Origin of the sequence: Bradyrhizobium manausense, from assembly GCF_018131105.1 — a bacterium.
GTDB classification, from domain to species: Bacteria; Pseudomonadota; Alphaproteobacteria; order Rhizobiales; family Xanthobacteraceae; genus Bradyrhizobium; species Bradyrhizobium manausense_B.
The window spans coordinates 1,456,980-1,482,772 of sequence record NZ_JAFCJI010000001.1 but is presented as its reverse complement, the minus strand read 5'-3'; the positions used below and the strand labels follow the sequence as shown (position 1 = coordinate 1,482,772).

General features: G+C 64.3%; 31 protein-coding genes. 5 read left to right on the top strand and 26 right to left on the bottom strand.

The window, feature by feature from the left end:
- Positions 1 to 20: 20 nt before the first annotated feature.
- Positions 21 to 173, top strand: a complete 153-nt coding sequence (locus JQ631_RS06830; RefSeq protein ID WP_212324965.1) for a hypothetical protein — start codon at positions 21 to 23, stop codon at positions 171 to 173.
- A 9-nt stretch (positions 174 to 182) separates the two neighbouring features.
- On the opposite strand, the gene JQ631_RS06825 is transcribed toward JQ631_RS06830, so the two are convergent.
- Both JQ631_RS06825 and JQ631_RS06820 read right to left on the bottom strand, forming a co-directional pair.
- The gene (locus JQ631_RS06825; protein WP_212324963.1) at positions 183 to 530 is read right to left on the bottom strand and encodes a hypothetical protein; all 348 of its coding nucleotides are present in this window, start codon (positions 528 to 530) and stop codon (positions 183 to 185) included.
- Positions 531 to 639: 109 nt separating this feature from the next.
- Positions 640 to 2,172, bottom strand: coding sequence for an acyl-CoA carboxylase subunit beta (locus JQ631_RS06820; RefSeq protein ID WP_212324961.1), 1,533 nt, complete (start codon positions 2,170 to 2,172; stop codon positions 640 to 642).
- 148 nt (positions 2,173 to 2,320) lie between these two features.
- Between JQ631_RS06820 and JQ631_RS06815 the strand changes: the two genes are divergently transcribed.
- Positions 2,321 to 2,725, top strand: a complete 405-nt coding sequence (locus JQ631_RS06815) for a DUF4260 domain-containing protein (RefSeq protein WP_212324959.1) — start codon at positions 2,321 to 2,323, stop codon at positions 2,723 to 2,725.
- Positions 2,726 to 2,888: 163 nt separating this feature from the next.
- Complete coding sequence (locus JQ631_RS06810; protein WP_212328519.1) at positions 2,889 to 3,485, top strand: hypothetical protein; 597 nt, start codon at positions 2,889 to 2,891, stop codon at positions 3,483 to 3,485.
- A gap of 88 nt (positions 3,486 to 3,573) precedes the next feature.
- Here JQ631_RS06810 and JQ631_RS06805 read toward each other — a convergent pair whose 3' ends face one another.
- From JQ631_RS06805 to JQ631_RS06780, 6 genes are all read right to left on the bottom strand, one after another.
- Complete coding sequence (locus JQ631_RS06805; RefSeq protein WP_092228441.1) at positions 3,574 to 3,837, bottom strand: EscU/YscU/HrcU family type III secretion system export apparatus switch protein; 264 nt, start codon at positions 3,835 to 3,837, stop codon at positions 3,574 to 3,576.
- Positions 3,834 to 5,471 (bottom strand): flagellar hook-length control protein FliK, encoded by a 1,638-nt coding sequence (gene fliK, locus JQ631_RS06800; RefSeq protein ID WP_212324957.1) that lies wholly within the window; start codon positions 5,469 to 5,471, stop codon positions 3,834 to 3,836. Before fliK ends, JQ631_RS06805 begins: the two co-directional genes overlap by 4 nt.
- Before the next feature lie 55 nt (positions 5,472 to 5,526).
- A complete protein-coding gene (locus tag JQ631_RS06795) occupies positions 5,527 to 6,321 on the bottom strand; it encodes an ATP12 family chaperone protein (protein ID WP_212324955.1) in 795 nt (264 codons plus the stop codon).
- 132 nt (positions 6,322 to 6,453) lie between these two features.
- Positions 6,454 to 7,683, bottom strand: coding sequence for an RluA family pseudouridine synthase (locus tag JQ631_RS06790; RefSeq protein WP_212324953.1), 1,230 nt, complete (start codon positions 7,681 to 7,683; stop codon positions 6,454 to 6,456).
- Positions 7,684 to 7,734: 51 nt separating this feature from the next.
- A complete protein-coding gene (locus JQ631_RS06785; protein ID WP_212324951.1) occupies positions 7,735 to 9,072 on the bottom strand; it encodes a replication-associated recombination protein A in 1,338 nt (445 codons plus the stop codon).
- Positions 9,069 to 10,472, bottom strand: coding sequence for a DegQ family serine endoprotease (locus JQ631_RS06780; protein WP_212324949.1), 1,404 nt, complete (start codon positions 10,470 to 10,472; stop codon positions 9,069 to 9,071). The genes JQ631_RS06785 and JQ631_RS06780 overlap by 4 nt, the downstream gene beginning before the upstream one ends.
- Before the next feature lie 313 nt (positions 10,473 to 10,785).
- Here JQ631_RS06780 and JQ631_RS06775 point away from each other — a divergent pair, with 313 nt between their 5' ends.
- Positions 10,786 to 12,417, top strand: coding sequence for an OprO/OprP family phosphate-selective porin (locus JQ631_RS06775; protein ID WP_212324948.1), 1,632 nt, complete (start codon positions 10,786 to 10,788; stop codon positions 12,415 to 12,417).
- Between the two features lie 39 nt (positions 12,418 to 12,456).
- Here JQ631_RS06775 and JQ631_RS06770 read toward each other — a convergent pair whose 3' ends face one another.
- Positions 12,457 to 12,834 (bottom strand): winged helix-turn-helix transcriptional regulator, encoded by a 378-nt coding sequence (locus tag JQ631_RS06770; RefSeq protein ID WP_212324947.1) that lies wholly within the window; start codon positions 12,832 to 12,834, stop codon positions 12,457 to 12,459.
- A 121-nt stretch (positions 12,835 to 12,955) separates the two neighbouring features.
- On the opposite strand from JQ631_RS06770, the gene JQ631_RS06765 reads away from it, so the two are divergent.
- Positions 12,956 to 13,969 carry a zinc-binding alcohol dehydrogenase family protein gene (locus JQ631_RS06765; protein ID WP_212324946.1) on the top strand — a complete coding sequence of 338 codons (1,014 nt, stop codon included), beginning with the start codon at positions 12,956 to 12,958 and terminating at the stop codon, positions 13,967 to 13,969.
- Positions 13,970 to 14,081: 112 nt separating this feature from the next.
- Here JQ631_RS06765 and hisC read toward each other — a convergent pair whose 3' ends face one another.
- The 17 genes from hisC to rpsN form a co-directional block, all read right to left on the bottom strand.
- Entirely contained in the window at positions 14,082 to 15,140 is a 1,059-nt protein-coding gene (hisC, locus tag JQ631_RS06760; protein WP_212324945.1) for a histidinol-phosphate transaminase, read from the bottom strand.
- A 21-nt stretch (positions 15,141 to 15,161) separates the two neighbouring features.
- On the bottom strand, positions 15,162 to 15,461 hold the full coding sequence (locus JQ631_RS06755) for a DUF1330 domain-containing protein (RefSeq protein WP_212324944.1): 300 nt from the start codon (positions 15,459 to 15,461) through the stop codon (positions 15,162 to 15,164).
- Between the two features lie 7 nt (positions 15,462 to 15,468).
- Positions 15,469 to 16,257 carry an SDR family NAD(P)-dependent oxidoreductase gene (locus JQ631_RS06750; protein ID WP_212324941.1) on the bottom strand — a complete coding sequence of 263 codons (789 nt, stop codon included), beginning with the start codon at positions 16,255 to 16,257 and terminating at the stop codon, positions 15,469 to 15,471.
- 144 nt (positions 16,258 to 16,401) lie between these two features.
- Positions 16,402 to 17,238, bottom strand: a complete 837-nt coding sequence (locus JQ631_RS06745) for a c-type cytochrome (RefSeq protein WP_212324939.1) — start codon at positions 17,236 to 17,238, stop codon at positions 16,402 to 16,404.
- A 119-nt stretch (positions 17,239 to 17,357) separates the two neighbouring features.
- Positions 17,358 to 17,774, bottom strand: a complete 417-nt coding sequence (gene rplQ / locus JQ631_RS06740) for a 50S ribosomal protein L17 (protein ID WP_212324938.1) — start codon at positions 17,772 to 17,774, stop codon at positions 17,358 to 17,360.
- A 123-nt stretch (positions 17,775 to 17,897) separates the two neighbouring features.
- Entirely contained in the window at positions 17,898 to 18,929 is a 1,032-nt protein-coding gene (locus JQ631_RS06735) for a DNA-directed RNA polymerase subunit alpha (protein ID WP_035972803.1), read from the bottom strand.
- Positions 18,930 to 19,041: 112 nt separating this feature from the next.
- Entirely contained in the window at positions 19,042 to 19,431 is a 390-nt protein-coding gene (rpsK, locus tag JQ631_RS06730; protein WP_007603045.1) for a 30S ribosomal protein S11, read from the bottom strand.
- A 122-nt stretch (positions 19,432 to 19,553) separates the two neighbouring features.
- A complete protein-coding gene (rpsM, locus tag JQ631_RS06725) occupies positions 19,554 to 19,922 on the bottom strand; it encodes a 30S ribosomal protein S13 (RefSeq protein ID WP_014494511.1) in 369 nt (122 codons plus the stop codon).
- A 187-nt stretch (positions 19,923 to 20,109) separates the two neighbouring features.
- On the bottom strand, positions 20,110 to 21,012 hold the full coding sequence (locus tag JQ631_RS06720; RefSeq protein WP_212328518.1) for an adenylate kinase: 903 nt from the start codon (positions 21,010 to 21,012) through the stop codon (positions 20,110 to 20,112).
- Between the two features lie 277 nt (positions 21,013 to 21,289).
- Complete coding sequence (gene secY, locus JQ631_RS06715) at positions 21,290 to 22,621, bottom strand: preprotein translocase subunit SecY (protein ID WP_212324937.1); 1,332 nt, start codon at positions 22,619 to 22,621, stop codon at positions 21,290 to 21,292.
- 150 nt (positions 22,622 to 22,771) lie between these two features.
- Positions 22,772 to 23,257 (bottom strand): 50S ribosomal protein L15, encoded by a 486-nt coding sequence (gene rplO / locus JQ631_RS06710; RefSeq protein WP_212324936.1) that lies wholly within the window; start codon positions 23,255 to 23,257, stop codon positions 22,772 to 22,774.
- A gap of 16 nt (positions 23,258 to 23,273) precedes the next feature.
- Complete coding sequence (rpmD, locus tag JQ631_RS06705) at positions 23,274 to 23,468, bottom strand: 50S ribosomal protein L30 (RefSeq protein ID WP_011088137.1); 195 nt, start codon at positions 23,466 to 23,468, stop codon at positions 23,274 to 23,276.
- 25 nt (positions 23,469 to 23,493) lie between these two features.
- Positions 23,494 to 24,087, bottom strand: a complete 594-nt coding sequence (gene rpsE, locus JQ631_RS06700; protein ID WP_194482266.1) for a 30S ribosomal protein S5 — start codon at positions 24,085 to 24,087, stop codon at positions 23,494 to 23,496.
- A 44-nt stretch (positions 24,088 to 24,131) separates the two neighbouring features.
- Positions 24,132 to 24,494: a 50S ribosomal protein L18 gene (gene rplR, locus JQ631_RS06695; RefSeq protein WP_007603036.1), complete on the bottom strand. Its 363-nt coding sequence runs from the start codon at positions 24,492 to 24,494 to the stop codon at positions 24,132 to 24,134.
- Positions 24,495 to 24,505: 11 nt separating this feature from the next.
- On the bottom strand, positions 24,506 to 25,039 hold the full coding sequence (rplF, locus tag JQ631_RS06690) for a 50S ribosomal protein L6 (RefSeq protein ID WP_027549201.1): 534 nt from the start codon (positions 25,037 to 25,039) through the stop codon (positions 24,506 to 24,508).
- Positions 25,040 to 25,055: 16 nt separating this feature from the next.
- Positions 25,056 to 25,454 carry a 30S ribosomal protein S8 gene (gene rpsH / locus JQ631_RS06685; RefSeq protein ID WP_007603034.1) on the bottom strand — a complete coding sequence of 133 codons (399 nt, stop codon included), beginning with the start codon at positions 25,452 to 25,454 and terminating at the stop codon, positions 25,056 to 25,058.
- Positions 25,455 to 25,468: 14 nt separating this feature from the next.
- On the bottom strand, positions 25,469 to 25,774 hold the full coding sequence (gene rpsN, locus JQ631_RS06680; RefSeq protein ID WP_057745473.1) for a 30S ribosomal protein S14: 306 nt from the start codon (positions 25,772 to 25,774) through the stop codon (positions 25,469 to 25,471).
- Positions 25,775 to 25,793 lie beyond the last annotated feature (19 nt).

Here is a 25,793-nt window from a genome sequence, read left to right as displayed (position 1 = left end):
GTCCCGGCGGAAGGTGACACATGGCCCGTATCGACTATCTCAGAGAGCAAGTAGCCCGCGCCGAGCGTCTGGCTAAGGCGATCCTCGACCAGCAAACCGCGGAACGGCTTCAGGCGTTCGCCGCGGAATGTCGTGCGGAGATGCGGACGCTGGCCGTCGAGACTGCCGCGTGAGGCAACGTCTCACACTAGCTTCATCGGCGTATCAGCGACCACGCGCAGATCGATGCTGCCGATCAACGCCGAGCGGCGCGCCTCCGCAGCCCCGATCGCATCGTCCGTCTGCCGCAACGTGCTGATGTTCGAGCCGAGCGAGACGATGCCGCCGAGCACCAGCGCGATCGAGCCGAGCGCGGCGGTCTGACCAAATCCGAACAGCCCGAGGATCGTGACCAGAAGCAGCGCAGCACCGCTGCCGATCGCGATCTTGGACGCCAGGATGTACTTCCGGCAACGCTCCGCGATCTCGGCGAGCCGCTCGATCCGATCCTCGATGTCGGAGATTTCGTCGGTCGGATCGTCTTCGGTCATGGGATTGCGGCTGCCGGATCCCGATTGTAGGGCGGATTAGGCGCAGCCGTAATCCGCCGCATTCAGATGAGTTGGCGGGTTACGCTTTCGCCACCCGCCTACACTTCCCTCACAACGGCAAATTGTCGTGCTTCTTCGCCGGCGTTTCCACCTTCTTGTCCTTCAGCATCGACAGCGCCCGCGCGATCCGCCTTCTCGTCGAGTGCGGCATGATGACGTCGTCGATGTAGCCGCGCTCGGCGGCGATGAACGGTGACAGGAAGCGGTCTTCGTATTCCTTGGTGCGGGCGGCGATCTTGTCGGGATCACCGATGTCGCTGCGGAAGATGATCTCGACCGCGCCCTTGGCGCCCATCACGGCGATCTGGGCGGTCGGCCAGGCGTAGTTCATGTCGGCGCCGATTTCCTTCGACGCCATGACGTCGAAGGCGCCGCCATAGGCCTTGCGGGTGATGATGGTCACCAGCGGCACGGTGCACTGCGAGTAGGCGAACAGGAGTTTCGCGCCGTGCTTGATGAGGCCGCCATATTCCTGCGCGGTGCCCGGCAGGAAGCCCGGCACGTCGACGAAGGTGACGATCGGGATGTTGAAGGCATCGCAAAAACGGACGAAGCGCGCGGCCTTGCGTGAGGCGTCGCTGTCGAGCACGCCGGCCAGCACCATCGGCTGGTTGGCGACGAAGCCGACGGTGCGGCCGGCGATGCGGCCGAAACCGGTGACGATGTTCTTGGCGAACATGTCGGCGATCTCGAAGAAGTCGCCCTCGTCCACGACCTTCAGGATCAGCTCCTTCATGTCGTAGGGCTTGTTCGGATTGTCGGGGATCAGCGTGTCCAGGGACATGTCGATGCGAGCCGTGTCGTCGAAGCTCGGCCATTCCGGCACGCCGTCAGTGTTGTTCGACGGCAGGAAGTCGATCAGGCGACGCATCTGCAGCAGCGTCTCGACATCGTTCTCGAAGGCGCCGTCGGCGATCGAGGAGCGCGTGGCGTGCACCGACGCGCCGCCGAGCTCTTCGGCGGTCACGACCTCGTTGGTGACCGTCTTCACCACGTCAGGACCGGTGACGAACATGTAGCTGGTGTTCTTCACCATGAAGATGAAGTCAGTCATCGCGGGCGAATAGACGTCGCCGCCGGCGCAGGGACCCATGATGACGGAGATCTGCGGGATCACGCCCGAGGCGAGCACGTTGCGGCGGAAGACGTAGGAATAGCCGGCGAGCGCGGCGACGCCCTCCTGGATGCGGGCGCCGCCCGCGTCGTAGAGGCCGATGATGGGCGCGCGCGCCTTCATCGCCATGTCCTGAAGTTTTGTAATTTTCAGCGCATGCGTTTCGGAGAGCGAGCCGCCGAACACGGTGAAGTCTTTGGCGAACACGAACGTCTTGCGGCCGTTGACGGTACCCCAGCCGGTGACGACGCCGTCGCCGGGCACCTTGTTCTTCTCCATGCCGAACTCGGTGGAGCGGTGCTCGACGAACATGTCGAACTCCTCGAACGATCCCTTGTCGAGCAGCAGCTCGATGCGCTCGCGCGCGGTCAGCTTGCCGCGGGCATGCTGCGCCTCGATCCGCTTCTCCCCGCCGCCGAGCTTTGCGCCGGCACGACGGTCTTCAAGGGCGTCCAGGATATGTTTCATTTGCTCCCGCCAGTTCTTAGCCTAAATGCGATTGCCGGGGGTTCTAACACGGCATTTTGCGGGCCGGGAAGCGGCTTTCGGTGCCGCAAGGCTGCCTTGCCGCAGCGTGAAAGCGCAAGGAATTACAAAGTTTTGCCTGGAGGGGACGATGGACGAGAGATCTGCCGAGACCGGGGCTGCAACCGGCGGCGTCAACATCCTGCTACGGCTCGAGGGACTGACCCTGTTCGCAGGCATGGTGATGCTCTACGCCGCCTGGGGCGGCTCCTGGCTGGTGTTCGCCCTGCTCTTCTTTGTGCCCGATCTGAGCTTTCTGGCCTATCTGTCGGACGCCAAATTCGGCGCACTGGTCTACAACGCTGCCCACAGCTACCTGGCGCCGGTGACGCTGATGACGCTGGGTTTCGGGCTCGCCTCGCCCCTCACCCTGTCCATCGCCTTGATCTGGCTCGCCCATATCGGCATCGACCGGGCGCTGGGCTACGGCCTGAAATATTCAGCCGGGTTTGGCTTCACCCATCTGGGGCGGATCGGCCGGCAGAAAAGCGCTTGACCCCCACTGCACGCGCGGCGGGATGAGCGCGATTTGCCCGCGCTGATCGGTTGACCCGGCCCGGCGATTCAGGCTTGCTCGGGGCTTACGATCAGGCGCCGAATGTTGCGTGAGCTCAGTCGGTACGGCGGCGGTCATCACGTCCGGCTGCAAGCATCACCCCATGTCCGCCACGGTCGTTCCCCTGCCTCCGAACAGCGCGTCCGAGACGACCGATTTCCTGCGGCGGATGGCCAGCATGGTGTCGGGGCGGAACGGCGAGATGCTGCTGCGCGCGGCCGCGCTGATTGGATCGCTCACACAGCGGGCAATGTCGGCCGAACGGCTGTTTCACGAACAGCAGGAAGAGAACAAGCGCCTGGAGGAGCTGCGCAAGGTCACTGCACTCGCGTCCGACGCGATGGTCAGCCAGATCGCCGCGCTGCGGACTCAGTTGGCCGAGGTGACCGCGGCGGCGGCTGCCGAGCGGACCGCATTCGACACCGAGCGCGGCAGGCTGCTCGGCCTGATGCGGGACGCGGAAAGCCACATCGGCAAGCTCACCACCGAACTTGAGACGTTGCGGACCTCAGTCGACGCTTTCAATGAGACCGTCATCTCGGTACCGATCGAGGTGCTGCGGCTGGCGCGGACGCAGTTCGACCATCTCTCCAGCGGCTTTGCGCGGAAGGGCGATGTGATTTCACAGGCGATGAGCGAAATCGGCGGCTTCGCCATCGACCAGGCGCTGACGGTCAAGAAGCCCGCCGACAAGGCGTGAGACGCCGGCTCCTCACCATGAGGAGTATCTGGGAGCCAACGTCGGCGCCGCATGCTCCGTCGTTGCCGAGTCCGATCAGCGCTGTGCGCTAGCGCGCACGGCCGGAGAGGCGCAGCACGAACACGAGGACCTCGGCGACGGCCTTGTAGAGATCAGGCGGGATTTCCTCGCCGAGCTCGACCTTGGAGAGCGCACCGGCCAGAATCTCGTTTTCTTCGATCGGGATGTCGTTGGCCTTGGCGATCTCGACGATCTTGGCGCCGATCGTGCCCTTGCCCTTGGCGACGACGACAGGCGCGCCGCTGCCCTTCTCGTAATGCAGCGCAATCGCGAGCTTGGATTCCTCGCTCATGTGGCGCGGTCCAGAAAATGCCCGGCGCGCGCGGGTGCCGGCTGCGGCGGCGTGCCGTCACGCACCACGATGTCACCGGGCGTGAGCTCGGCCCTGGTCAGCGCCTGATTGAGTTCGCCGATGCCGGCACGGAGTTGCTGCGCAGTCGCAGGCCGCTCGGCCCACATCCGCACAAAGGTTTTGTCGCCGTTGAGCGTGACCAGCGCATGCACGGGACCGGCCGGTTCGACATTGAGCGTGAAGCGCGCGCGCCAGGCGCGCTTGGCGGGATCGGGCGTTTCGTTGCCGCCATCGCGCGAGATCTCGAACTGCGCCATCGCGGTGCCCTGCGGGGTCACAAACGGAATCTCGAAATTCCACTGCGGCACGGTCGGATCGATGCGGTGGCCGCCGGCATCGGTACGATCCGGGAGCGAGGCCACCTGCAACAGCGTCTGGCGTGCGATCGCGGCATCCGTGTCGTCGAGCAGGCGATGCACGGTCGCCGCTAGCGGAGTGTTGGGCGCGAGCGACGGTGCGGCAACGGCCTGCGGCGACGGCAGCGCGCCGCGAAATGGCGGTGGCGTCGACGTCCGCGCGGCCGCTTCGAAGACATGGCTATCGGGCATGGCCTTGTTCGTGCCCGGCACATTGCCGGTCATGCGCGGCAGGTTTTGCGTGACCTCTTGCAGCAGGGTCGCGGCAAGACCTGCAGAGATGGTCCGTGGCAGACCCGCCTGCTGCGTTTCGCCGGCCATGTCTTTCAGCACGGCAGTCGCAAGCGCAGCGTCGCGCGGCAATTGGACCGGTTGGGCAACCTCAGCGTCGGGCGTTGGCAGCACCGTTTGCGCGGCCTCGCCCGCCACTCGCAACGCCGAAGCTGCGATCTGCGGAGCCGCGGCGTTCGGCGGAAGCGCGGCGCTTGGCACTGCTATCTGTGGCGCGGCGGGCTCGAGCGTGCCCGAGGTCGCCGCGAGCGTCTGGCGCAGCACCAGCAGCGCTGCCTTCAGGTCCGGCACAGCGCCTGACGTCGGCGTCGCGCCCGCCGCCAGCGAGGCCTCGAGAAACAGGCCCGACTTCTGGAAGGCGGATTCGATATCGCCGCCATCGAGCGCGGAGTTGAGCGGCGTCTGTTGCGCCAGCACATCCAGCACGGCCTGCTTCAGTCCCTCGGGAAGATCGCTGCCGGTGACGAGCGATGCCAGATTGGCGAACAGCGGCGCCTGGCTGCCTTGTTTGGTCACGGCCTCGGCCGATGCGAGAGTGACCGCGACCTGCTCGGCCGGCGTCAGCGGATTGCGGGCCGCGGTTGCGGATGGTGCAAGCGACGGGCTGTCGATCAGCGAGGCTGCCGTCGGCGTCAGTGTGACCTGATCGGCACTCGCCTCGCCTGCACCATTGACGACAGCAAGCCTGATAGTGCCGTCGTTCTGCGAGACCGCGAGCTGGAGATTTTGCCCTGGGGTCAGCGACACCTCGGACATCACGTCCATCGAGAGATTGGCGATCGCGATCCGCACCAGGTTGTCGGCGAGCACGCTGACGACCCTTGCATCGACCACGCTGCCGGCCTGAAGCACAAGATCAGGTGTCGCCGCATCAGCCACGGGGCTGGCGGCACTGACGGGAATGATCGAGCTTATCGGCGTCGGCATCTCAAGGGCCCGTGGAACGCTGGCCCCACCCTAAGGCCCCCTCGTAAACCTCTCGTTAAGGACCTTGGGCCGCGGGCGAGTTCACGGCCATCAACACCGCCACGGCGGCCTGGAAGTCCCGCAGACGCGTGGCCCGGCGGGCGGCCGCCTCCTCGTCCACGCCCCATTGGTCGATGTTCCAGTCCTCATCGACATGGGCGGCAGCCCAGACCTGATCGGCATCCCGCACGCCATGGGCGAGCGCCAGCGCCAGCAGCGCCGAGCCGGTCAGGGTCGTCACCACATGGAGCGCCGCGACTGACCAGGCATCACCCGGCAGCGCGTCACGGGCCGCCCGCAGCGCCTCGTCCGGCTGCTTCACGTGCATGATGCCCTCGGAGAGGATGAAATGCGCCCCCAGCGCCTCCGCGGCCCAGAACAGCACAGGGTCCCAATGCGCGGCCTCGCGGGCGACCAGCCCCTCGGGGTGGCCGGCGCGATAGAACAGCAGGTCGGTCTCGAAGTATTTGGCGAGGTCGTCACTGACGAGTTCGATGCGGTCGATCACGCCCTCGACCACGCTGTTGGCGATCCGCGTCAGCGGCATCGTCACGGGATCGATCGCCTCGCTTTGGGCGGCCCATTCCGCGGCCACGGCATCGGCGAGCGCGCGTGCCGGGATCACCACCTGACGGCCGGACGGCGTCCGGATCGGCTTGCCGTCGAGGGTAATGGCAAAGCCGCCTTCGGCGTCGGCGACGCCGGCCTCCTTGTAGAAGCGCTTGCGCAGCGGGGTGCGTGCGGACGCGCGCGCCGACTCCGTGGGATCCTGCGGGGGCTGGCTGGCCGCTTCTTCGAACAATTCGCGCATGTGAGTTTTCGGTCCCGGTCACTGAGTGCTACGCTTTAAGATAAGATCGGCAGCCGATAAATCGAGCGACGGGCGTGGGGGAACTCGACGAATGTCGTGAACGGGGCAAACATCGCCTGCCCCATTCGGCGACTACTCCTCCGGCGCGTTCTCGATCGGGTCAAATCGGCTCGCATCCAGCCCGAGCAGATTCCACGACTGCTGCATATGTTGCGGCAGCGGCGCGGTGGCGTCGATAAAGCCGCCGCGTGGATGGGGGATGACGATGCGGCGCGCCAGCAGATGCAGCCGGTTCTGCAAGCCGCCCGGCAACTGCCAGTTCTCGATGTTGAAATATTTGGGATCGCCGACGATGGGATGGCCGATATGCTCCATGTGCGCGCGCAGCTGATGGGTGCGTCCCGTCACCGGCTTCAGCGACACCCAGGTCAGCTTGTTGCCGGCCGTCTCGACCACCGCGTAATAGGTCACCGCGTGGCTCGCGCCCTCGTCGCCATGCTGGGCGATGCGCATGATGGTGTCGTCCTCGCTCTCCTCCTTTGCAAGGAAGGTCGAGATGCGGCCCTGCTTCGGCTTCGGCAAGCCCGGCACCAGCGCCCAATAGGTCTTTCGCGCGGAACGTGAACGGAACGCGCCGGTCAGATGCGAGGCGGCGAAGCGCGTCTTCGCGATCAGGAGACAGCCCGACGTCTCCCTGTCGATGCGGTGGACGAGGCGCGGCTTCTGGCCCTTGGAATCGCGCATCACCTCCAGCATCTGGTCGACGTGCCGCGTCATGCCCGAGCCGCCCTGCACGGCGAGGCCGGCGGGCTTGTTCAGCACGAGGACGTCGTCATCCTCGTAGATCGTCATCTCCTTCAGCGCGGCAAGCGTCTTTTGCGCGCCCTCCGAGAGTTCGCCCACGGCCTTCGGCGTGTCGAGCTTCAGCGGCGGAATCCGGACGCTCTGCCCCTCCTCGAGACGATCCTTGCTGTCGACGCGCTTGCCGTCGACGCGCAACTCGCCTTTGCGGACGACACGCTGGATGTGGGAGAATGACAGGCCGGGAAAGCGCGCCTCGAGAAAGCGATCGACGCGCATGTTGTTCTCGTCGGCCGTCACCTTGACGGTCTGCACCTTGGTCGGCAGCAGCGCCTCGACCGGCTTTGCCGGCGCGGCCCTTTCAGGCTCAGGCTTTTTTAGCGCAACCCTGGGCGGACGCCGCTCGGCGCGTTCGGCCGCAAAGCGCGGTGGCTTGCTGCCGGGCTTGCCTCCCGGACGCGGTCCAGCCTTCTTCGCGCTGCTCGCCTTGAACGGACGCGATTCCTTGCGCTCATCGCGCGAACGGGGCTCTTGGTTGGTTCTTTTGATGCGGCGGCTCATGCTTGCCTGCCTACCCTAAAAGCGGCCTTTCGTCACGACGAAATGGCCGATTTAGCGTGAGCCACCCCGCTCCTTGCGCAGCTTGGCCCAGTAATCCAGCCGCTTGCGGATCTCGCGCTCGAAACCCCGCTCGGGCGGGTCGTAGAACGTCTGGCGGCCCAAGGCTTCCGGGAAGTAGTCCTGGCCCGAGAAGGCATCGGGCGTGTCGTGGTCGTATTCGTAGGCGGCACCGTAGCCTTCCGACTTCATCAGTTGGGTCGGCGAATTCAGGATGTGCTTTGGCGGGAGCAGCGAGCCGGCATGCTTTGCCGTCTGCATCGCGGCCTTGAACGCCGTGTAGACCGCGTTCGATTTCGGTGCGGTGGCGAGATAGACCACGGCCTGCGCGATGGCGAGCTCGCCTTCGGGGTGGCCGAGGAAATCAAACGCGTCTTTCGCGGCATTGGCAATGACGAGCGCCTGCGGGTCCGCAAGGCCGATGTCCTCCACCGCCATGCGCACGACGCGACGCGCCAGGAACAGCGGGTCCTCGCCGGCATCGAGCATGCGCGCGAGATAATACAGCGCAGCGTCCGGATCGGAGCCGCGCACAGACTTATGCAGCGCCGAGATCAGATTGTAATGTCCGTCGGCCGATTTGTCGTAGATCGGCGCGCGGCGTTGCAGGATGTCCTGCAGCTGCGTGGCATTGAAAACCTCGTCCGCCCGCGCGGAACGCCAGACCTCTTCGGCCAGCGTCAGCGATGCGCGGCCATCGCCATCGGCCATGCGTACCAGGACAGCGCGCGCCTCGTCATCGAGCGGCAGCTTGCGGCCCTCTACCTCCTCGGCATGCGCAAACAGTTTTTCGATCGCGGCAGCATCGAGCGAGCGGAAGACCAGCACGCGCGCGCGGGACAACAGCGCCGCGTTGAGCTCGAAGGACGGGTTTTCCGTGGTGGCGCCGACCATGACGACGGTGCCGTCTTCCATGACAGGCAGAAACGAATCCTGCTGCGCACGGTTGAAACGATGCACCTCGTCGACGAATAGCAGCGTACCCTTGCCCATCTCGCGGCGGGCCCGCGCGGCATCGAACGCTTTCTTCAAGTCCGCAACGCCGGAGAACACCGCGGAAATCTGCTCGAAATGCAGGTCCGTCGCATCCGCGAGCAGCCGCGCCACCGTGGTCTTGCCGGTGCCGGGCGGTCCCCAAAAGACCAATGAGCCGAGCGTGCGCGTCTCCAGCATGCGCGTCAGCGCGCCGTCGGGCCCGAGGATGTGGTCCTGGCCGACGACTTCCGACAACGCACGCGGCCGCAGCCGGTCCGGCAGCGGATGCGGGGCCTCGTGATCGAGCCCCGCCGCGGCAAAGAGAGTTGGCGTCTCCTGTGGTCGCTTCGGACTCATCCGCCCAGCGTGACGTTGATCTGCTGACCGCCGCGCACCAGCGTGATGCGCCAGAGCCGCTGGCGTTCGCCGGCGGCCTTCTCGAGGTCGCCGGTCCTGGCGATCTTCTGGTTGTTGACCGCCAGGATGATGTCGCCCTTCTGGAAGCCGACATTCGCGGCCGCGCTGTCCCCGCCGAGATCGACGATCACGACGCCTTCGGTGTCGGCGTCGAGATGTAGCTCGTCGGCAAGCGCCGGTGTGATGGTCGAGACCTTCGCGCCCTGGAACGGCGAGCGCCCGGTGAGGACCAGCTCGTTGCGGCCGGCATCAGGCGCGGTCTCGAGCGCTATCGTGAGCTTCAGCGGCCTGCCGCCGCGCTGCACGTCGATCTGCGCACTGCCCCCGATCGGACGGGTCGCAAAGCGGTAGTCGAACGCATTGGGATCGTCCACGGCCTGGCCGTCGATGCCGGTGATGAGGTCGGAGGATTTCAAGCCGGCCTTCGCCGCGGGACCATTGGGGACGACGCTCGCGACCAGCGCGCCGGTCGGCGAGCGCAGGCCGAGACTCTCGGCGATCTCGGGCGTCACCGCCTGGAGCTTCGCACCGAGCCATGGCCGCTTCACCGCCGTGCCGCCGCTCTTGGCGGAAGCGACGACGACGCGCACCATGTTGGCCGGAATCGCAAAGCCGATGCCCTGCGAGCCGCCGGAGCGCGAGTAGATCGCGGTGTTGATGCCCGCGAGCCGGCCGTTCATGTCGACCAGCGCGCCGCCGGAATTGCCGGGATTGATCGCAGCGTCTGTCTGGATGAAGAATTGATAGTCGGTGATGCCGACCTGCGTGCGCGCCAGCGCCGAGATGATGCCGTGAGTCACGGTCTGGCCGACGCCGAAGGGGTTGCCGATCGCCATCACGACGTCGCCGACCATCAGCTCATCCGAGTTGGTGAATTCGAGCGCCGGAAACTTCTCCTTGGTGTCCTTCAGACGCAGCACCGCAAGATCGCTGCGGGAGTCCTTCAGCACGATCTCGGCCTCGAACTCGCGCTTGTCCGACAGCGACACCTTCACCTGATCGGCGCCTTCGATGACGTGGACGTTGGTGACGACGAGCCCGGAGGAATCGACGATCACGCCCGAGCCCAGTGAGCGCTGCACCTGCTCCTGCTGCTGGCCGCCGCCGAAGAAACGGCGGAAGATCGGGTCGTCGAGCAGCGGATTGCGGTTCTGCACCACCTTGGCAGCATAGACGTTGACGACTGCCGGCTGCACACGCTGCACGATCGGCGCATAGGACAGCCGCAACTCGGCCAGCGACGAGGGCACGCGACGGTCCTGCGCCGCAGCCGGATTGAAGTGAGCCGAAAAAGCTATGCACAATGCCGTGACGACGGCGGTGAAGGTCGATCGAAACATTCCTACCTCTTGGAAAAGACGCCGGAATATAGGCGCGTTCGCCCCCCAATAGAAGGGCGCCGGGCAGCAATATTCAGCCTCGCCAGTGTGTCCGGAATGCAAGCCCAACGTGCGAAATGACAATGGCCCCGGGGCGGTGGATTGGCATGACGCGCATCATCTTGCATTCTGCGCGATGGCGGATTCGGTTGCGGCGAATTGGCACCACTGGGAACAGGGCAACCGGGCGCGCGCCGTCGCGGGGCAGTCATCGATCAGTCATAGGCTCTCCCGTTGCGACTTGGGGAAGTTCGTCAAAGGATGGAGTCACGACATGAGCAGGACAAGAATTGCAGCCACGGCGATTGGCCTCGCCGGTGTGCTGGCGGCCTCGCAGGCCCAGGCCCAATCGGCAAACAACAGCGATCAGGAGATCGCGCTCCTCAAGCAGCAGTTGAAGATGCTGGAGCAGAAGCTCGACAAGCTTCAGAACCAGACCGCAGCGAACACCGCGGCCACGGCGAAGGCCAGGCAGGAAGCCAAGACCGAGGCCAAGGCTGAAGCGCGTTCTGAGGCGAAGGCCGCCCTTGCCAATGCCAACGCGGCAATTCCCGTCAAGGGCCCGGTCGCCCCGTCAGGCGTCGTGGTGACGATGCCGAACAACCGGCCGACCATCTGTACCGCGGACGAACAGAACTGCGTCGCCATCACGAGCCGCGTGCACTGGGATGTCGGCGGCTACAACTACCGTCCCGACACGGCATCGACGGCGCCTCAAAAGCTGGACAGTGGCGAGAACGTCCGCCGCGCGCGTATCGGCATCGTCGGCAAGTTCTTTGGCGACTGGAACTACTCATTGATCTACGATTTCGGCGGCACGTCCGACGGCTTCGGCGGCACCGGCGCGGCCGGCGCCACCGCTGTCGGCTTCCTTCCGGGCGGCGGCACGTCGGGCATCGAAAACGCCTATCTCAGCTACACCGGCCTCAAGCCGTTCGGCGGCAAGATGGCGATCGAAGCCGGCGTCATGGACATCCCCTGGACACTCGACGAATCCACCAGCTCCAATGACGTCATGTTCATGGAGCGCGCCTCGGCCGGCATCATCGCACAGAACATCGCAGCCGGGGACTTCCGCTCGGCCGTCGGTACCCGCTGGTGGAATGATCAGCTCTGGATGGGCGCCTACGTCACCGGGCCGACCACGGGCCAGATCCACTCGGCCTCAAGCGTCTCGCCGCCTGGCACCAGCGAGCAATATGGCGCGGTCGCCCGCGTCGCCGGCAACCCGATCAGCGGCAACGGTTACTCCGTGCATATCGGCGCCGATGCGGAATGGCTGATCCAGCCGCCGCGCAATCTGGTGACACAGGCGCAGACGCTCACACTCAGCGACCGGCCCGAGCTGCGGATCGATCCGACGACGCTGATCTCGACCGGAGCGATTGCCAACGTATCCGGGGCGCAGGTCTACGGCGTCGAAGCGGCCGCGACTTACGGCTCGTTCATCGCGCAGGGCGAATATTACTGGTTCAACGTCGACCGCACGGCGAATACCGGCCTGCCGCCGGTTGGCGCGACGAGCCTGAAGTTCGACGGCGGCTACGCGCAGGTCGGTTACGTCCTGACCGGCGAGCATCGAGCCTACAATCCGGCGTCGGCTTCCTACGGCGGCATCAAGCCGGCCAATCCCTTCTCCCTCGCGGGTGGCGGTTGGGGCGCCTGGGAAGTCGCAGGGCGCGTGAGCACGATGAACCTGAACGATCAGCTCGCGACCGCGGCCGGCATCGCGGGCGGACGGCAAACCATCTACACCGCCGCGCTGAACTGGTACGTGAACAACAACGTCCGCTTCATGCTCGACTACCTGCATGGCGACATCTCCAGGCAGGCAAGCGCCGTGTCCGCGGTGAATGCGGGCTCGACGTTCAATGCGGTCGCGATGCGGACGCAGGTCGCGTTCTAAACTGTCTCCTTCCGGGAGCGGCACGCCGCTCCCGGACATTTAAGCCGCGCGCTTCGGCTTCTTCACGACCTCAGGCGGCGGCGCGCAGGACAGCCGCTGCTGGTGGCTCTCGCCCCAGGCTTTCAGAATATCGATCACCGGCCGGAGACTCTCACCCAACTCGGAGAGGCAATACTCCACGCGCGGCGGCACTTCGGCATAGACCTTGCGGATCACGAGCTTGTCCTCCTCCAGCGCCCGAAGCTGCTTGGTCAGCATGCGCTGGGTGATGCCGGGCATCATGCGGCGCAATTCGCCGAAGCGCTGGGTGCCGCCCTGGAGATGGTAGAGGATCACGCCCTTCCATTTGCCATCGATCAGGTCCAGCGTCGCCTCGACCGAGCAGCCGGGACGACGGGCAAAATTGCGCCGTTTCATGCGTGTTTTCCCAATAGTATCCAAACAGGGACTATATCCCCGAATTTACAGTACTTGCCAAATGGGAGCCAGCGGGACAGTTACAACGGCGGGCGAGCACGCCATCTGATGGAGACAAGCCATGAAGGCCGTCGGCTACAAGAAATCGCTTCCGATCGAGGATCAGGATGCGCTGATCGATTTCGAGACCGCGAAACCCGAGCCCACGGGACGCGATATCCGCGTTGCCGTGAAAGCGATCTCGGCCAATCCAGTCGACTACAAGGTGCGCAAACGCGCCGCCCCGCCCGAGGGCGAGACCAAGATTCTCGGCTATGACGCGGTCGGCGTGGTCGATGCCGTCGGCCCCGACGTCACGCTGTTCAAGGCGGGTGACGAGGTGTTTTACGCGGGCTCGATCCTGCGCCAGGGCACCAATTCCGAATTCCACCTGGTCGACGAGCGCATCGTCGGCAACAAGCCGAAATCGCTCTCGTTCGCGCAAGCCGCCGCTCTCCCCCTCACCTCCATCACCGCCTGGGAATTGCTGTTCGATCGGCTCGGCGCGATCCCGGGCAAGAGCGTCGACCCGCGCACGCTCCTGATCACCGGCGGTGCCGGCGGTGTCGGCTCGATCCTGATCCAGCTCGCGCGCCGCCTCACCGGCCTCACGGTAGTTGCGACCGCGACGCGGCCGGAATCGCAAAAATGGTGCCTCGATCTCGGTGCGCATGCGGTGATCGATCACGGCAAGCCGATGAAGGAGCAGATCGAGAAGCTCAAACTGCCGCCGGTCGCGCTGGTGGCAAGCCTCACCTTTACCGATCAGCACTACAAGGGCATCGCCGAATTCATGGCGCCCCAGGGCCGCTTCGGCTTGATCGACGATCCCCCGGAATTCACCATGAGCACGTTCAAGGGCAAGGCGATCTCGGTGCACTGGGAATCGATGTTCACGCGATCCTCATTCCAGACGCCTGACATGATCGCGCAGCATCATCTGCTCAACGACGTCGCCGACCTCATCGACAAGGGCGTGCTGCGGACCACGCTCGACCAGACCTTCGGCACGATCAACGCCGCCAACCTCAAGCGTGCACATGCGCTGCTCGAGAGCGGCAAGTCGCGCGGCAAGATCGTGCTGGAGGGGTGGTAGGCTACGGTCTTGTAGGGTGGGCAAAGGCGCACTTGCACCGTGCCCACCATCTCTCTCTGTCAACGCAAGTGCGCGGGCACGCTTCGCTTGGCCCACCCTACGATTTCTGGTGCTATCTCACGATCCCCGACAAGGCAGACAACAGCCGGTCGATCTGCTCGTCCGTACCCACGGTGATCCGCAGATAGTCTGCGATACGAGGAGCAGAAAAGTGGCGGACGATCACCGCCTGCTCCCGCAGCGCCGCCGCAAGCGCAGCACCTTCATGCGCGGGGTGACGCGCGAATACGAAGTTGGCCAGCGACGGCAGCACCTCGAAGCCAGCCTCCTTCAGTCCGCGGATCAACCGCTCCCTGCCCTCGATGACGCGAACGCGGCTCCGCTGGAAATAGGCGTCATCCTCGAGCGAGGCGATTGCCCCGGCCTGCGCGGGCCGGCCGAGCGGATATGAATTGAAACTGTCCTTCACGCGGGTCAGCGCATCGATCAGATCGGCATCGCCGATCGCATATCCGACCCGAAGCCCGGCCAGCGCGCGCGATTTGGACATGGTCTGCACGACCAGGAGATTCCGATGGGAGGCGACCAGCGGAATCGCGGTCTCGGCGCCGAAATCCACATAGGCCTCATCGGCGACCACGGGCACATCCGAATGCTCGTCCAGCAGCCCCCTGATCTCGGCACGCGACAACGCGCTTCCCGTCGGCGCGTTCGGATTTGGGATGATGATGGCACCGGCCGGCCGGCGATAATCGGCGATGCGTATTTGCATGGCCTGATCGAGCGGAACGGTCTCATAGGCGATGCCGAACAGACGACAATAGACCGGATAGAAACTGTAGGTGATGTCCGGAAACAACAGCGGCGCATCGTGCTTCAGCAGGGCGACGAAGGCGTGCGCCAGCACCTCGTCCGAACCGTTGCCGACGAACACCTGCTCGGGTCTGACGTCGTGATAGGCGGCCAGAGCGGCCCGCAGCGCGGTCGCCTGCGGGTCCGGATAGAGACGCAGCGTATCGGCCGCCGCGGCGCGGATCGCCTCCAATGCGCGCGGCGACGGTCCTAGCGGGTTCTCGTTGGTGTTCAGCTTGACCAGGTCCGCCATGCGAGGCTGCTCGCCCGGCACGTAGGGCTTCAACTCATGCGTCAAGCTGCTCCAGAAACGGCTCATGTCTCTTCGGGTTCCTGCAATCTATGTCGCCGGCGCTGCGCCCTCGACGAACAGCAGCCGCCGCTCCAGCGCACCGGCGCGGACCTTCAACGCCTCGGCATATTCCGGCGAAGCGTACCATTCCTTCAGCCTCGCCATCGAGGGAAATTCGACGATGACGATGGCCTTCGGCGGAGGGTTACCTTCCGCCAGCTCGGCCCTGCCGCCGCGGACGATGTCGCGGCCACCATATTGGGCGATCGTCTTCGCGGCGAGCGCACGATAGATCTCGAAACCGTCGGGATCGCGCATCTCGACTTCGGAGATCACATAGGCCGTCATCGCTGTCTCAGGCAATCGTGTTGACGATGCCGCCTTCCGCGCGCAGCGCCGCGCCGTTGGTGGCGGACGCCTCCTTCGAGGCGACATAGACGACCATGTTGGCGATTTCATCGACACTGGCAAAACGCTGGATCAGCGAGCTCGGGCGATGCTGCCTGACGAAATTGGCGGCGGCCTCGTCGACCGACTGACCGTTCTGCTTGGCAAGATCCTTCACGAAGGTCTCGACGCCCTCGGACATGGTCGGACCAGGGAGCACCGAGTTCACCGTGACGCCGCTGCCCTGCGTGAGCTGCGCGAGGCCACGCGCGACCGCGAGTTGGGCCGTCTTGCTCATACCGTAGTGGATCATCTCGACCGGAATGTTCAGCCCTGATTCCGAGGAGATGAAGACGATGCGGCCCCAATTGCGCTTGAGCATGCCCCTCAGATAGGCGCGCGACAACCGTACGCCGCTCATCACGTTGACCTCGAAGAAGCGGCTCCAGTCCTCGTCAGGAATCTCGAAGAAGTCCTTCGGCTCGAAGATACCTGCATTGTTGATGAGAATGTCGACCTTCGGCAGCGCCGCGACGAGCGCCTTGCAGCCTGAAGCGGTCGACACGTCAGCAGCGATGCCGCGCACCATGGCGCCCGTTCCCTCCAGCTTGCGCACGGCCGCATCGACCTTGTCCTGGCCGCGCCCGTTGATCACCACGCTCGCGCCCGAGCCGGCAAGGCCCCTGGCGATGGCGTGGCCGATGCCGGCAGTCGAGCCGGTCACGAGGGCGGTCTTTCCGGAAAGGTCGATCTTCATGAATCATCTCCATCGATGTTGAAGCGCATATCGTGCGCTTCACGGGCAGGTGCAATCGCCACTCACCGACGCGTGAGGATCAGTTGCCGCAACGACGGACTTGTACCGTGGGTACGGCGCGCGAAGAGTGCGCCTTGGCCCACCCTACGACTTCGGCGGCAACGTCCGGACGAAGGCGACGATGGCATCGAGATCCTGCGGCGACATGGTGGCATAGCCAGCATAGGCCATCGGCGGCTTGAGCTTGTGACCGTCGCGGGCGACGCCTTGCGTAATTGCACGTTTGATTTCGTCGTCGCTCCACTGACCGAGGCCCGTCACGGGATCCGAAGTGATGTTGGCGGAGATGGATTCGCCCCATGGGCCCTTAAACGTTCGACCGCCCTTCCCGCTCGCATCGGTGAAATCGTGCACCACGGACGGCCCTTCCGGCGTGTGGCACTCCAGGCAATGCGCGATGGTCAGGAGATAGCGGCCGCGCGCGAGCCGGTCGGCAAGCTCAGCCTCATTTGCCTGCTTGCCGGCATAGGTCGGCATCTCCGGCTTCAGCGCGACCTTGTATTCCGGCGCCGGCGTCTCGTGGTGCACTGACGGCACGGAGCGCAAGTAGGCCGTGAGCGCGTCGAGATCGCGCCCCGTGAGCACCGTGTAGAAGATGGTCGGCATGATCGGCGCAACAGTCGATCCATTGGGCCTGATGCCGCTGACGAGGAAATGCTTCAGTTCGGCATCGCTCCAGTTGCCGATACCGGTGTCCTTGTCCGGCGTGATGTTGGACGCGGTGACCTTGAAGGCCGGCTCATCGAAGGTCTGCCCACCCGAGAGCATACGCGTCATATCCAGGCCCTGCGGCCCGCGCGGCGTGTGGCAGTTGTTGCAGACCATCACGCTGTTGACGAGATAGGCGCCGCGCTCGACCAGCGTCTCGCTGGAGGCCGGCGACATCAGCAACGCCAGCACGATCCCAAACACAATCCTCATCGAAGCCCCCGGCCGGAATCGCGTTTCACTACACCGATGCGCGGCATGAGATATCGTCGCGCCATACAAAAAAGCGGCACCCAAGGGCGCCGCTTTCCGAGAACTCTATGCCGGCCGGCTTACGCCGCCTCGGCTTCCTTGGCCTGCACCGGACCGGAGTCCTGGCCCTTGGCATCGACGTCGCGATCGACGAACTCGATCACAGCCATCGCGGCGTTGTCGCCGTAGCGGAAGCCGGCCTTGATGATGCGGGTATAGCCGCCCTGGCGATCCTTGTAGCGGGGCGCCAGCACGTCGAACAGCTTCTTGACCTGATCCTTGTCGCGCATCTCGGAGATGGCCTGGCGGCGCAGGGACAGGCCGCCCTTCTTGCCGAGGGTGACGAGCTTCTCGACGATCGGACGAAGCTCCTTGGCCTTGGGCAACGTGGTGACGATCTGCTCGTGCTTGATCAGTGCGGCGCACATGTTTGCGAACATCGCGCGGCGATGCTCGGCCGTGCGGTTGAGTTTCCGATGAACCTTGCCGTGACGCATGTAACTATTCCTTATTTTAGAACTGCCGCGACGGTTCGTCGGACCAGTTGCTCAGGTGGGCTTCCTGCGTTCGCCCATAAAAATCGCGGCCGGATTGCTCCGACCGCGACGGTGAAAAGCGGATCAGTAGTGATCTTCGAAGCGCTTGGCGAGCTCGTCGATGTTCTCCGGCGGCCAGCCCGGCACTTCCATGCCTAGGTGCAGACCCATCTGAGCCAGCACTTCCTTGATCTCGTTCAGCGACTTGCGGCCGAAGTTCGGGGTACGGAGCATTTCCGCTTCCGACTTCTGCACGAGGTCGCCGATGTAGACGATGTTGTCGTTCTTCAAGCAGTTGGCCGAACGCACCGAGAGCTCGAGCTCGTCCACCTTCTTGAGGAAGGCCGGATTGAAGGCGAGGTCCGGGATGATCTCCTGGGCGACTTCCTTGCGCGGCTCTTCGAAGTTGACGAACACGTTGAGCTGATCCTGCAGGATGCGCGCAGCGTAGGCCACGGAATCATCCGGCGTCAGCGCGCCGTTGGTCTCGATCGTCATCGTCAGCTTGTCGTAGTCGAGGATCTGGCCCTCACGGGTGTTCTCGACCTTGTAGGAGACCTTGCGGACCGGCGAGTACAGGCTGTCGACCGGGATCAGGCCGATCGGCGCGTCCTCGGGGCGGTTGCGCTCGGCGGGCACGTAGCCCTTGCCGGTGGCGACCGTGAACTCCATGCGGATCTCGGCGCCCTCGTCCAGCGTGCAGATCTGCAGGTCGGGATTGAGCACCACGACGTCGCCGACGGTCTGGATGTCACCGGCGGTGACAGCGCCCGGGCCCTGCTTCTTCACGACCATGCGCTTCGGGCCTTCGCCCTGCATCTTGATCGCGATGTCCTTGATGTTCAGCACGATGTCGGTGACGTCCTCGCGGACACCGGCGATCGAGGAGAACTCGTGCAGCACGCCGTCGATGTGCACCGACTGCACCGCCGCGCCCTGGAGCGAGGAGAGCAGGATGCGGCGCAGCGCGTTGCCGAGCGTCTGGCCGAAGCCGCGCTCGAGCGGCTCGGCGACGATGGTCGCAAAGCGGGTCGAATCGCTACCGGGCTGAATCTGGAGCTTGTTCGGCCGAATCAGTTCTTGCCAATTTTTCTGGATCGTCACTGTTTCACCCATACAGGCCAGTCGATTTGAAAATTCAAATACTGGCGTTGGAGAAAGACCGCAGATCAAACCCGCGGCTTCTTAAAAAAAACATCGCGGGCGCCGATGCGCCCGCAACTTCGCATCAGACGCGCCGACGCTTGCGCGGACGGCAACCGTTGTGCGGGATCGTGGTCACGTCGCGGATCGAGGTGACGGTGAAGCCCGCGGCCTGCAGCGCGCGGAGCGCCGACTCACGGCCCGAACCGGGACCGGCGACTTCGACTTCCAGCGTGCGCATGCCGTGTTCCTGCGCCTTCTTCGACACGTCCTCGGCGGCGACCTGAGCGGCATACGGGGTCGACTTGCGCGAGCCCTTGAAGCCCATCGTGCCGGCGGAGGACCAGGCAATCGTGTTGCCCTGCGCGTCGGTGATGGTGATGGTCGTGTTGTTGAAGGACGAGTTCACGTGCGCGACGCCGGAGGCGATGTTCTTGCGCTCACGACGACGAACGCGGGTGGCTTCCTTGCCCATAGAGTACCTTTCCTGGAGATCTCAAACGCCGCCGTAATGCCAGCGGCTACACCTGATGGAACGAGAGGCGCGTGGCGAACGGGTTTCCCCTATCGCCACACGCCGTGATTGGATTCGAAAACTTACTTCTTCTTGCCGGCGATGGCCTTGGCCGGGCCCTTGCGCGTACGCGCATTGGTGTGGGTGCGCTGACCGCGCACTGGCAGACCGCGACGATGACGCAGGCCGCGATAGCAGCCGAGGTCCATCAGACGCTTGATGTTGATGCCGACTTCGCGACGCAGATCGCCCTCGACGAGATAGTCGCGGTCGATCACTTCGCGGATCTGGAGCACTTCAGCGTCGCTGAGCTGATTGACGCGACGATCCTCGGGGATCTTCACCTTTTCGAGGATCTCACCAGCGATCTTCTGGCCGATGCCATGGATGTACTGGAGCGCGATCAGCACGCGCTTGTTGGTCGGAATGTTCACGCCGGCAATACGGGCCACGGCCTTCTCTCCTGTTGCCGATCCCTCGTCAGGAATCGGGCTTTAAGTGCTTATGTTTCTCGGGCAGGTGTTCACAAACGCGAACACGACGCCCACCCCTGGTCTTCCTGGGGCCCGGCATCGTTTGAAACTATCCGACTTGGATGCGGGCTTATTAAGGGATTCAGGGGGCTTTCGTCAACCGCCGCTAGCGTTTGGCTCGCTTTTTCGTGACCTTTTTTGGAGCCTTCTTCGAAGCTTTTTTGACGGCCTTTTTTGCGGTCTTTTTGACCGCTTTCCTGGCTGTTTTCTTGGCTGTTTTCTTGACCGTTTTCCTGGCCGCCTTCCTGGCCCCCTTCACGGTCTTTTTGGCGGATTTCGTCGATTTGGCGGCCTTTTTGGCAGCTTTCGCAGGCTTTTTGGCCGCTTTCCTGGCTGTCCTGGTGTTTTTGGCCGCCTTCCTGGCAGGCGCCGCCTTGGCCGCGCTGCGGCCATGGGACTTGCCATGGGTCTTGGGTTCAACCGCACCCAGCGCCAGCAACTGGCGGTGGATCGCGCGGGTAACCTCGTCGATCGCCATCATGCCGTCGATGGTCGAGAGCTTCCGCCGTTCGGAATAGTAGTGAATCAGCGGTTCCGTCAGGCTGCGATAACTGGCGAGCCGCTTGGTCAGGACCTCCGGCGTGTCGTCGACCCGAACCTCCTCCCCGCGCTCCCGCATCTGGGCGACACGGGTCTCGACGCGACTCAGCAGCGCGCTTTCGTTGACGCGGAGCTCGATCACGGCGTCGAGCTTGAGGTGCTTGTGCCGAAGCAGGTCATCGAGCGCCTCAGCCTGCGGCACGGTGCGCGGGAAGCCGTCGAGAATGAACCCGTTCTTGGCGTCGGGCTGGTCGATGCGGTCGGAGATGATGCCCACCACAACCTCATCGGGAACGAGGCCGCCGCTGGACATGATCTCCTTGGCCTTCAGCCCGACCGGCGTTCCCGCCGCGACGGCTGCACGCAACATCTCACCGGTCGAGAGCTGGACGATGCCATAGCGCTGCACCAGCAGCTGCGCCTGGGTCCCCTTGCCCGATCCTGGCGGTCCCAGAAGTATAATTCTCATCGCCGTACGCCCCCCGGATTGGTGAGCGATAGGTCGCGCACCCCTGTTTGAAAGTTCTGTCACAGTGCAAATCATAATCAGCGCCGCACCGCCACCGATATCATAGGGGAGCAAATGCCCGGACGCCAAGACAGCTTTGAAATCAGTGATTGCGCTACATTGAGGGCAGCTCTGCCGGTGCGACCGAACGGTTGTCGATCGCCTTCCGCGGGCGCCGCGCGTTCCTCGCGCGGCGAATCGGTGGCGCCAGCGCGCCACCGCGAGAGGGCGTCGCGTCTTAGCGGCGGCGGCCCCGCAGCTTCGACTTGCGGATCAGGCCTTCATACTGATGGGCCAGCAGATAGCCCTGCACCTGCGCCACCGTGTCCATGGTAACACTGACCACGATCAGCAGCGAAGTGCCGCCGAAGTAGAACGGCACCGAGGCATAGGAGATCAGGATTTCCGGGATCAAGCAGACGATCGCGAGATAGATCGCGCCGAGCACAGTGATGCGCGACAGCACGTAGTCGATATATTCCGCGGTGCGCTCGCCCGGACGGATGCCCGGAATGAAACCGCCATGCTTCTTCAGGTTGTCCGCGGTCTCGGTCGGGTTGAATACGATCGCGGTGTAGAAGAAGGCGAAGAATACGATCAGCGCGAGATACATGATCAGGAACAGCGGACGGCCGTGCCCGAGCTGGGTCGTGATCCACTGGAACCATTCCGGCCCCTTGCCCGCGTTGAAATTCGCAACCGTGGTCGGCAGCAGCAGCAGCGAGGACGCGAAGATCGGCGGGATCACGCCGGAGGTGTTGAGCTTGAGCGGCAGATGCGAGGACTGGCCCTCGAACATCTTGTTGCCGACCTGGCGCTTCGGATACTGAATCAGCAGCCGGCGCTGGGCACGCTCCATGAACACGATGAAGGCGATCACGGCGACCGCCATCACGATCACGATCAGGATCAGGCCGGTCGACATCGCGCCCTGACGACCGAGCTCGAGCATGTTGGCGAGCGCGGCCGGCAGTTCGGCGACGATGCCGGAGAGAATGATCAGCGAGATGCCGTTACCGATACCACGGGAGGTGATCTGCTCGCCCAGCCACATCAGGAACATGGTGCCGCCGGTCAGCGTGATCGCGGTGGACAGACGGAAGAACATGCCGGGGTCACTGACGACGTTGCCGGCGCCTTCGAGGCCGACCGCGATGCCGTAGGACTGGAACGCGGCCAGGATCACCGTGAGGTAACGGGTGTACTGGTTCAGCGTCTTGCGGCCCGCCTCACCTTCCTTCTTCAGCGCCTCGAGCTGCGGCGAGACGGTGGTCAGGAGCTGGATGATGATCGAGGCCGAGATGTACGGCATGATGTTCAACGCGAAGATCGCCATGCGGTGGATACCGCCGCCGGCGAACATGTTGAACATGCCGAGGATGCCGCCTGCCTGCGACTTGAACACCTGCTCCCAGATGTTGGGATCGATGCCGGGCAGCGGGATGTAGGTTCCGAGCCGATAAACAAGCAGCGCACCCAGGGTGAACCAGATGCGCTTCTTCAGTTCGTCGGCCTTGGCAAACGCGCCGAAATTGAGGTTGGCTGCCAGTTGTTCCGCTGCTGAGGCCATATTGGACTTTCTCCCGCCGCCTTTTGCGCCGTCATACCCGCGGCCGGGCTACTTTAGCGGACGCCGGACATTATCTGGGGCTTCGGCTTCGATAAGTCCATCGTCCCGCTTGCGTAAAGGCCCGCGAGGCGCGGGCCAATGACGCAGTTGTTACGCCGCCTCGCCTTCTTCCTTGGCAGGGGCGAGGATCTTCACCGAACCGCCGGCCTTCTCGACCGCTTCGATCGCGGACTTGGTGGCACCGTGGACTTCGATGTTCAGCTTGGCCTTGAGGTCGCCGCGGCCGAGCAGCCGCAGGCCGGCCTTGGCGCGACGCAGCACGCCGGCCTTCACCAGGGCCTCGACGTTCACGACCGCACCCGCCTCGAGCTTCTTGGCATCGACCGCGTCCTGGAGACGGTCGAGATTGATCTCGGCGTACTCGACGCGGAAGATGTTGTTGAAGCCGCGCTTGGGCAGACGGCGATGCAACGGCATCTGACCGCCTTCGAAGCCCTTGATGCGCACACCCGAACGCGCGGTCTGGCCCTTGCCGCCGCGGCCGGACTGCTTGCCCTTGCCCGAACCAATGCCACGACCAACGCGCATGCGCTTCTTGCGCGAGCCGGCGTTGTCGGCGATATCGCTGAGCTTCATCGCCCTGCTCCTTATCTTACTTCTCGTCGACGATGCGAACGAGATGGTGAACCTTTTCGATCATGCCGCGGACCGCCGGGGTGTCCGGCAGTTCGCTAGTGCGGCCGATCTTGTTGAGCTTGAGCCCGATCAGCGTTGAACGCTGCGAGTGATGGCGGCGGATCGCGCTGCCGGTCTGCTCAAGCTTGATCGTCTTTGCGGCCTTGGCCATCGTGGTCTACTCCGAAAAGCGTTGGTTAGTCCGCCGCCGCCTCGGCATCGCCGCCGACGCGACGACCCTGGAGGGTGGAGACCTTGATGTTGCGGCGCGCCGCGACCGAACGCGGGCTGTCCTGGTGCTTCAGCGCATCGAAGGTCGCGCGAACCATGTTGTACGGGTTCGACGAGCCGATCGACTTCGCGACCACGTCCTGGACGCCGAGCGTCTCGAACACGGCGCGCATCGGGCCGCCGGCGATGATGCCGGTACCGGCCGGAGCAGCACGCAGGTAGACACGGCCCGCGCCATGACGGCCGGCGATGTCGTGATGCAGCGTACGGCCCTCGCGCAGCGACACGCGGGTCAGGTTGCGCTTGGCGGACTCGGTGGCCTTGCGGATCGCCTCAGGCACTTCGCGTGCCTTGCCGTGACCGAAGCCGGCGCGGCCCTTCTGATCGCCGATCACGACCAGCGCTGCGAAACCGAAGCGCTTACCGCCCTTGACGACCTTGGCCACGCGGTTGATGTGGACCAGCTTGTCGACGAACTCGCTGTCGCGCTCCTCGCGCTCCTTGCGTTCACGTCCGCCGCCGCGTTGATCGCGTCCACCACGTTGTTCGCGTTCTGCCATTTTTCCAATCCTTCAGAGGCTTGCGCCTCAATCCTCAAATTCTGTTAGAAGCTCAGCCCGCTCTCACGCGCAGCGTCGGCGAGAGCCTTGACGCGCCCATGGTAGAGGTAGCTGCCGCGATCAAACACGACTTCCTTGACGCCCTTCTCGGCGGCGCGCTCGGCCAGCAGCTTGCCGACCGCCTTCGCTGCATCGATGTCGGCGCCGGTCTTGCCGCCGTCGCGCATCGACTTCTCGAGCGACGAGGCAGAGGCCAGCGTCTCGCCCTTCAGGTCGTCGATGACCTGGGCGTAGATGTGCTTCGACGAGCGGAACACCGACAGGCGCGGACGACCACCACCGGAGCGGCGCAGCTTCAGCCGCACACTCCGCTTGCGCCGGGCATTTGTAACCTTGGCTTTGGACATGACCGGCTCCGTTACTTCTTCTTGCCTTCCTTGCGGAAGATGAATTCGCCAACATACTTCACGCCCTTGCCCTTGTAGGGCTCCGGCGGGCGATAAGAGCGGATCTCAGCGGCGACCTGGCCGACGCGCTGGATGTCGCTACCCGTCACCGTGATCTCGGTCGGCTTCGGCACGGTGATCGTGATCCCTTCCGGGATCGCGTAGACCACGTCGTGGCTGTAGCCGAGCGCGAGCTGCAGGTTCTTGCCCTGCATCGCGGCGCGGTAACCGACGCCGGTGATTTCGAGCTTCTTCTCGAAGCCCTTGGTGACGCCTTCGACCAGATTCGCGACCTGGGCGCGAGCGGTACCGTACAGCGCCCGCGCGCGATTGGTCTCAACCCGCGGGTTCACCTTGACCTGGCCGTTCTCGAGCTTCACCTCGACGTCGTCATGGACGACGAACTGAAGCTGGCCCTTCGGCCCCTTCATCTTGACGGTCTGCCCGTCAACGGTCGCGGTCACACCGGACGGCACCGCAACAGGCCTTTTGCCAACACGTGACATGGATCAAAAATCCTTCTCAGAACACCGTGAAGAGGACTTCACCGCCCACGTTCGCTTCACGCGCACTGTGGTCGGCCATGATCCCCTTCGGCGTCGACAACACCGAAATACCGAGTCCGTTATTGACCCGCGGCAAGTTCTTCACCGAGGCGTAAACGCGACGCCCGGGCTTGGAGACACGTTCGATCTCGCGGATGACGGGCTCGCCGTCGAAATACTTCAGCTCGATCTCGATCTCGCTGCGGCCCGACGAATGCTCGAGCGTGGCGTAACCGCGGATGTAGCCCTCGCTCTTCAGCACTTCGAGGACGTTTTCGCGCATCTTCGAACCAGGCGTGGAGACCTTGTTCTTGGAGCGCATCTGCGCGTTGCGGATACGGGTGATCAGATCGCTGATTGGATCGTGCGTAGACATTTAAACGACCCTCCTTACCAGCTCGACTTCACGAGGCCCGGGACCATGCCCTTGGAGCCAAGGTCGCGCAGCGCGATACGGGACAGCTTGTTCTTGCGATAGTTCGAGCGCGGGCGACCCGACAGCTCGCAACGCAGACGGATGCGGGTGGCCGACGAATTGCGCGGCATTTCCGCAAGCTTCAGGGTGGCGGCGAACCGCTCCTCCATCGGCAGCGTCTTGTCGGCGATGATCGCCTTCAACCGCTCGCGCTTGGGGGCGGCGTTCTTCACCATCCGCTTGCGCCGGTTGTTCTTCTCGACTGAACTCTTCTTTGCCATGCTTGGCTCCTGGGTATCC

Bases quoted from the DNA above. Each gene is read 5' to 3' on its own strand.
- JQ631_RS06830 (WP_212324965.1), top strand. From the start codon at position 21: ATGGCCCGTATCGACTATCTCAGAGAGCAAGTAGCCCGCGCCGAGCGT.
- JQ631_RS06825 (WP_212324963.1), bottom strand. From the start codon at position 530: ATGACCGAAGACGATCCGACCGACGAAATCTCCGACATCGAGGATCGG.
- JQ631_RS06820 (WP_212324961.1), bottom strand. From the start codon at position 2,172: ATGAAACATATCCTGGACGCCCTTGAAGACCGTCGTGCCGGCGCAAAG.
- JQ631_RS06815 (WP_212324959.1), top strand. From the start codon at position 2,321: ATGGACGAGAGATCTGCCGAGACCGGGGCTGCAACCGGCGGCGTCAAC.
- JQ631_RS06810 (WP_212328519.1), top strand. From the start codon at position 2,889: ATGTCCGCCACGGTCGTTCCCCTGCCTCCGAACAGCGCGTCCGAGACG.
- JQ631_RS06805 (WP_092228441.1), bottom strand. From the start codon at position 3,837: ATGAGCGAGGAATCCAAGCTCGCGATTGCGCTGCATTACGAGAAGGGC.
- fliK (WP_212324957.1), bottom strand. From the start codon at position 5,471: ATGCCGACGCCGATAAGCTCGATCATTCCCGTCAGTGCCGCCAGCCCC.
- JQ631_RS06795 (WP_212324955.1), bottom strand. From the start codon at position 6,321: ATGCGCGAATTGTTCGAAGAAGCGGCCAGCCAGCCCCCGCAGGATCCC.
- JQ631_RS06790 (WP_212324953.1), bottom strand. From the start codon at position 7,683: ATGAGCCGCCGCATCAAAAGAACCAACCAAGAGCCCCGTTCGCGCGAT.
- JQ631_RS06785 (WP_212324951.1), bottom strand. From the start codon at position 9,072: ATGAGTCCGAAGCGACCACAGGAGACGCCAACTCTCTTTGCCGCGGCG.
- JQ631_RS06780 (WP_212324949.1), bottom strand. From the start codon at position 10,472: ATGTTTCGATCGACCTTCACCGCCGTCGTCACGGCATTGTGCATAGCT.
- JQ631_RS06775 (WP_212324948.1), top strand. From the start codon at position 10,786: ATGAGCAGGACAAGAATTGCAGCCACGGCGATTGGCCTCGCCGGTGTG.
- JQ631_RS06770 (WP_212324947.1), bottom strand. From the start codon at position 12,834: ATGAAACGGCGCAATTTTGCCCGTCGTCCCGGCTGCTCGGTCGAGGCG.
- JQ631_RS06765 (WP_212324946.1), top strand. From the start codon at position 12,956: ATGAAGGCCGTCGGCTACAAGAAATCGCTTCCGATCGAGGATCAGGAT.
- hisC (WP_212324945.1), bottom strand. From the start codon at position 15,140: ATGAGCCGTTTCTGGAGCAGCTTGACGCATGAGTTGAAGCCCTACGTG.
- JQ631_RS06755 (WP_212324944.1), bottom strand. From the start codon at position 15,461: ATGACGGCCTATGTGATCTCCGAAGTCGAGATGCGCGATCCCGACGGT.
- JQ631_RS06750 (WP_212324941.1), bottom strand. From the start codon at position 16,257: ATGAAGATCGACCTTTCCGGAAAGACCGCCCTCGTGACCGGCTCGACT.
- JQ631_RS06745 (WP_212324939.1), bottom strand. From the start codon at position 17,238: ATGAGGATTGTGTTTGGGATCGTGCTGGCGTTGCTGATGTCGCCGGCC.
- rplQ (WP_212324938.1), bottom strand. From the start codon at position 17,774: ATGCGTCACGGCAAGGTTCATCGGAAACTCAACCGCACGGCCGAGCAT.
- JQ631_RS06735 (WP_035972803.1), bottom strand. From the start codon at position 18,929: ATGGGTGAAACAGTGACGATCCAGAAAAATTGGCAAGAACTGATTCGG.
- rpsK (WP_007603045.1), bottom strand. From the start codon at position 19,431: ATGGGCAAGGAAGCCACCCGCGTTCGTCGTCGTGAGCGCAAGAACATC.
- JQ631_RS06720 (WP_212328518.1), bottom strand. From the start codon at position 21,012: ATGAGAATTATACTTCTGGGACCGCCAGGATCGGGCAAGGGGACCCAG.
- secY (WP_212324937.1), bottom strand. From the start codon at position 22,621: ATGGCCTCAGCAGCGGAACAACTGGCAGCCAACCTCAATTTCGGCGCG.
- rplO (WP_212324936.1), bottom strand. From the start codon at position 23,257: ATGAAGCTCAGCGATATCGCCGACAACGCCGGCTCGCGCAAGAAGCGC.
- rpmD (WP_011088137.1), bottom strand. From the start codon at position 23,468: ATGGCCAAGGCCGCAAAGACGATCAAGCTTGAGCAGACCGGCAGCGCG.
- rpsE (WP_194482266.1), bottom strand. From the start codon at position 24,087: ATGGCAGAACGCGAACAACGTGGTGGACGCGATCAACGCGGCGGCGGA.
- rplR (WP_007603036.1), bottom strand. From the start codon at position 24,494: ATGTCCAAAGCCAAGGTTACAAATGCCCGGCGCAAGCGGAGTGTGCGG.
- rplF (WP_027549201.1), bottom strand. From the start codon at position 25,039: ATGTCACGTGTTGGCAAAAGGCCTGTTGCGGTGCCGTCCGGTGTGACC.
- rpsH (WP_007603034.1), bottom strand. From the start codon at position 25,454: ATGTCTACGCACGATCCAATCAGCGATCTGATCACCCGTATCCGCAAC.
- rpsN (WP_057745473.1), bottom strand. From the start codon at position 25,774: ATGGCAAAGAAGAGTTCAGTCGAGAAGAACAACCGGCGCAAGCGGATG.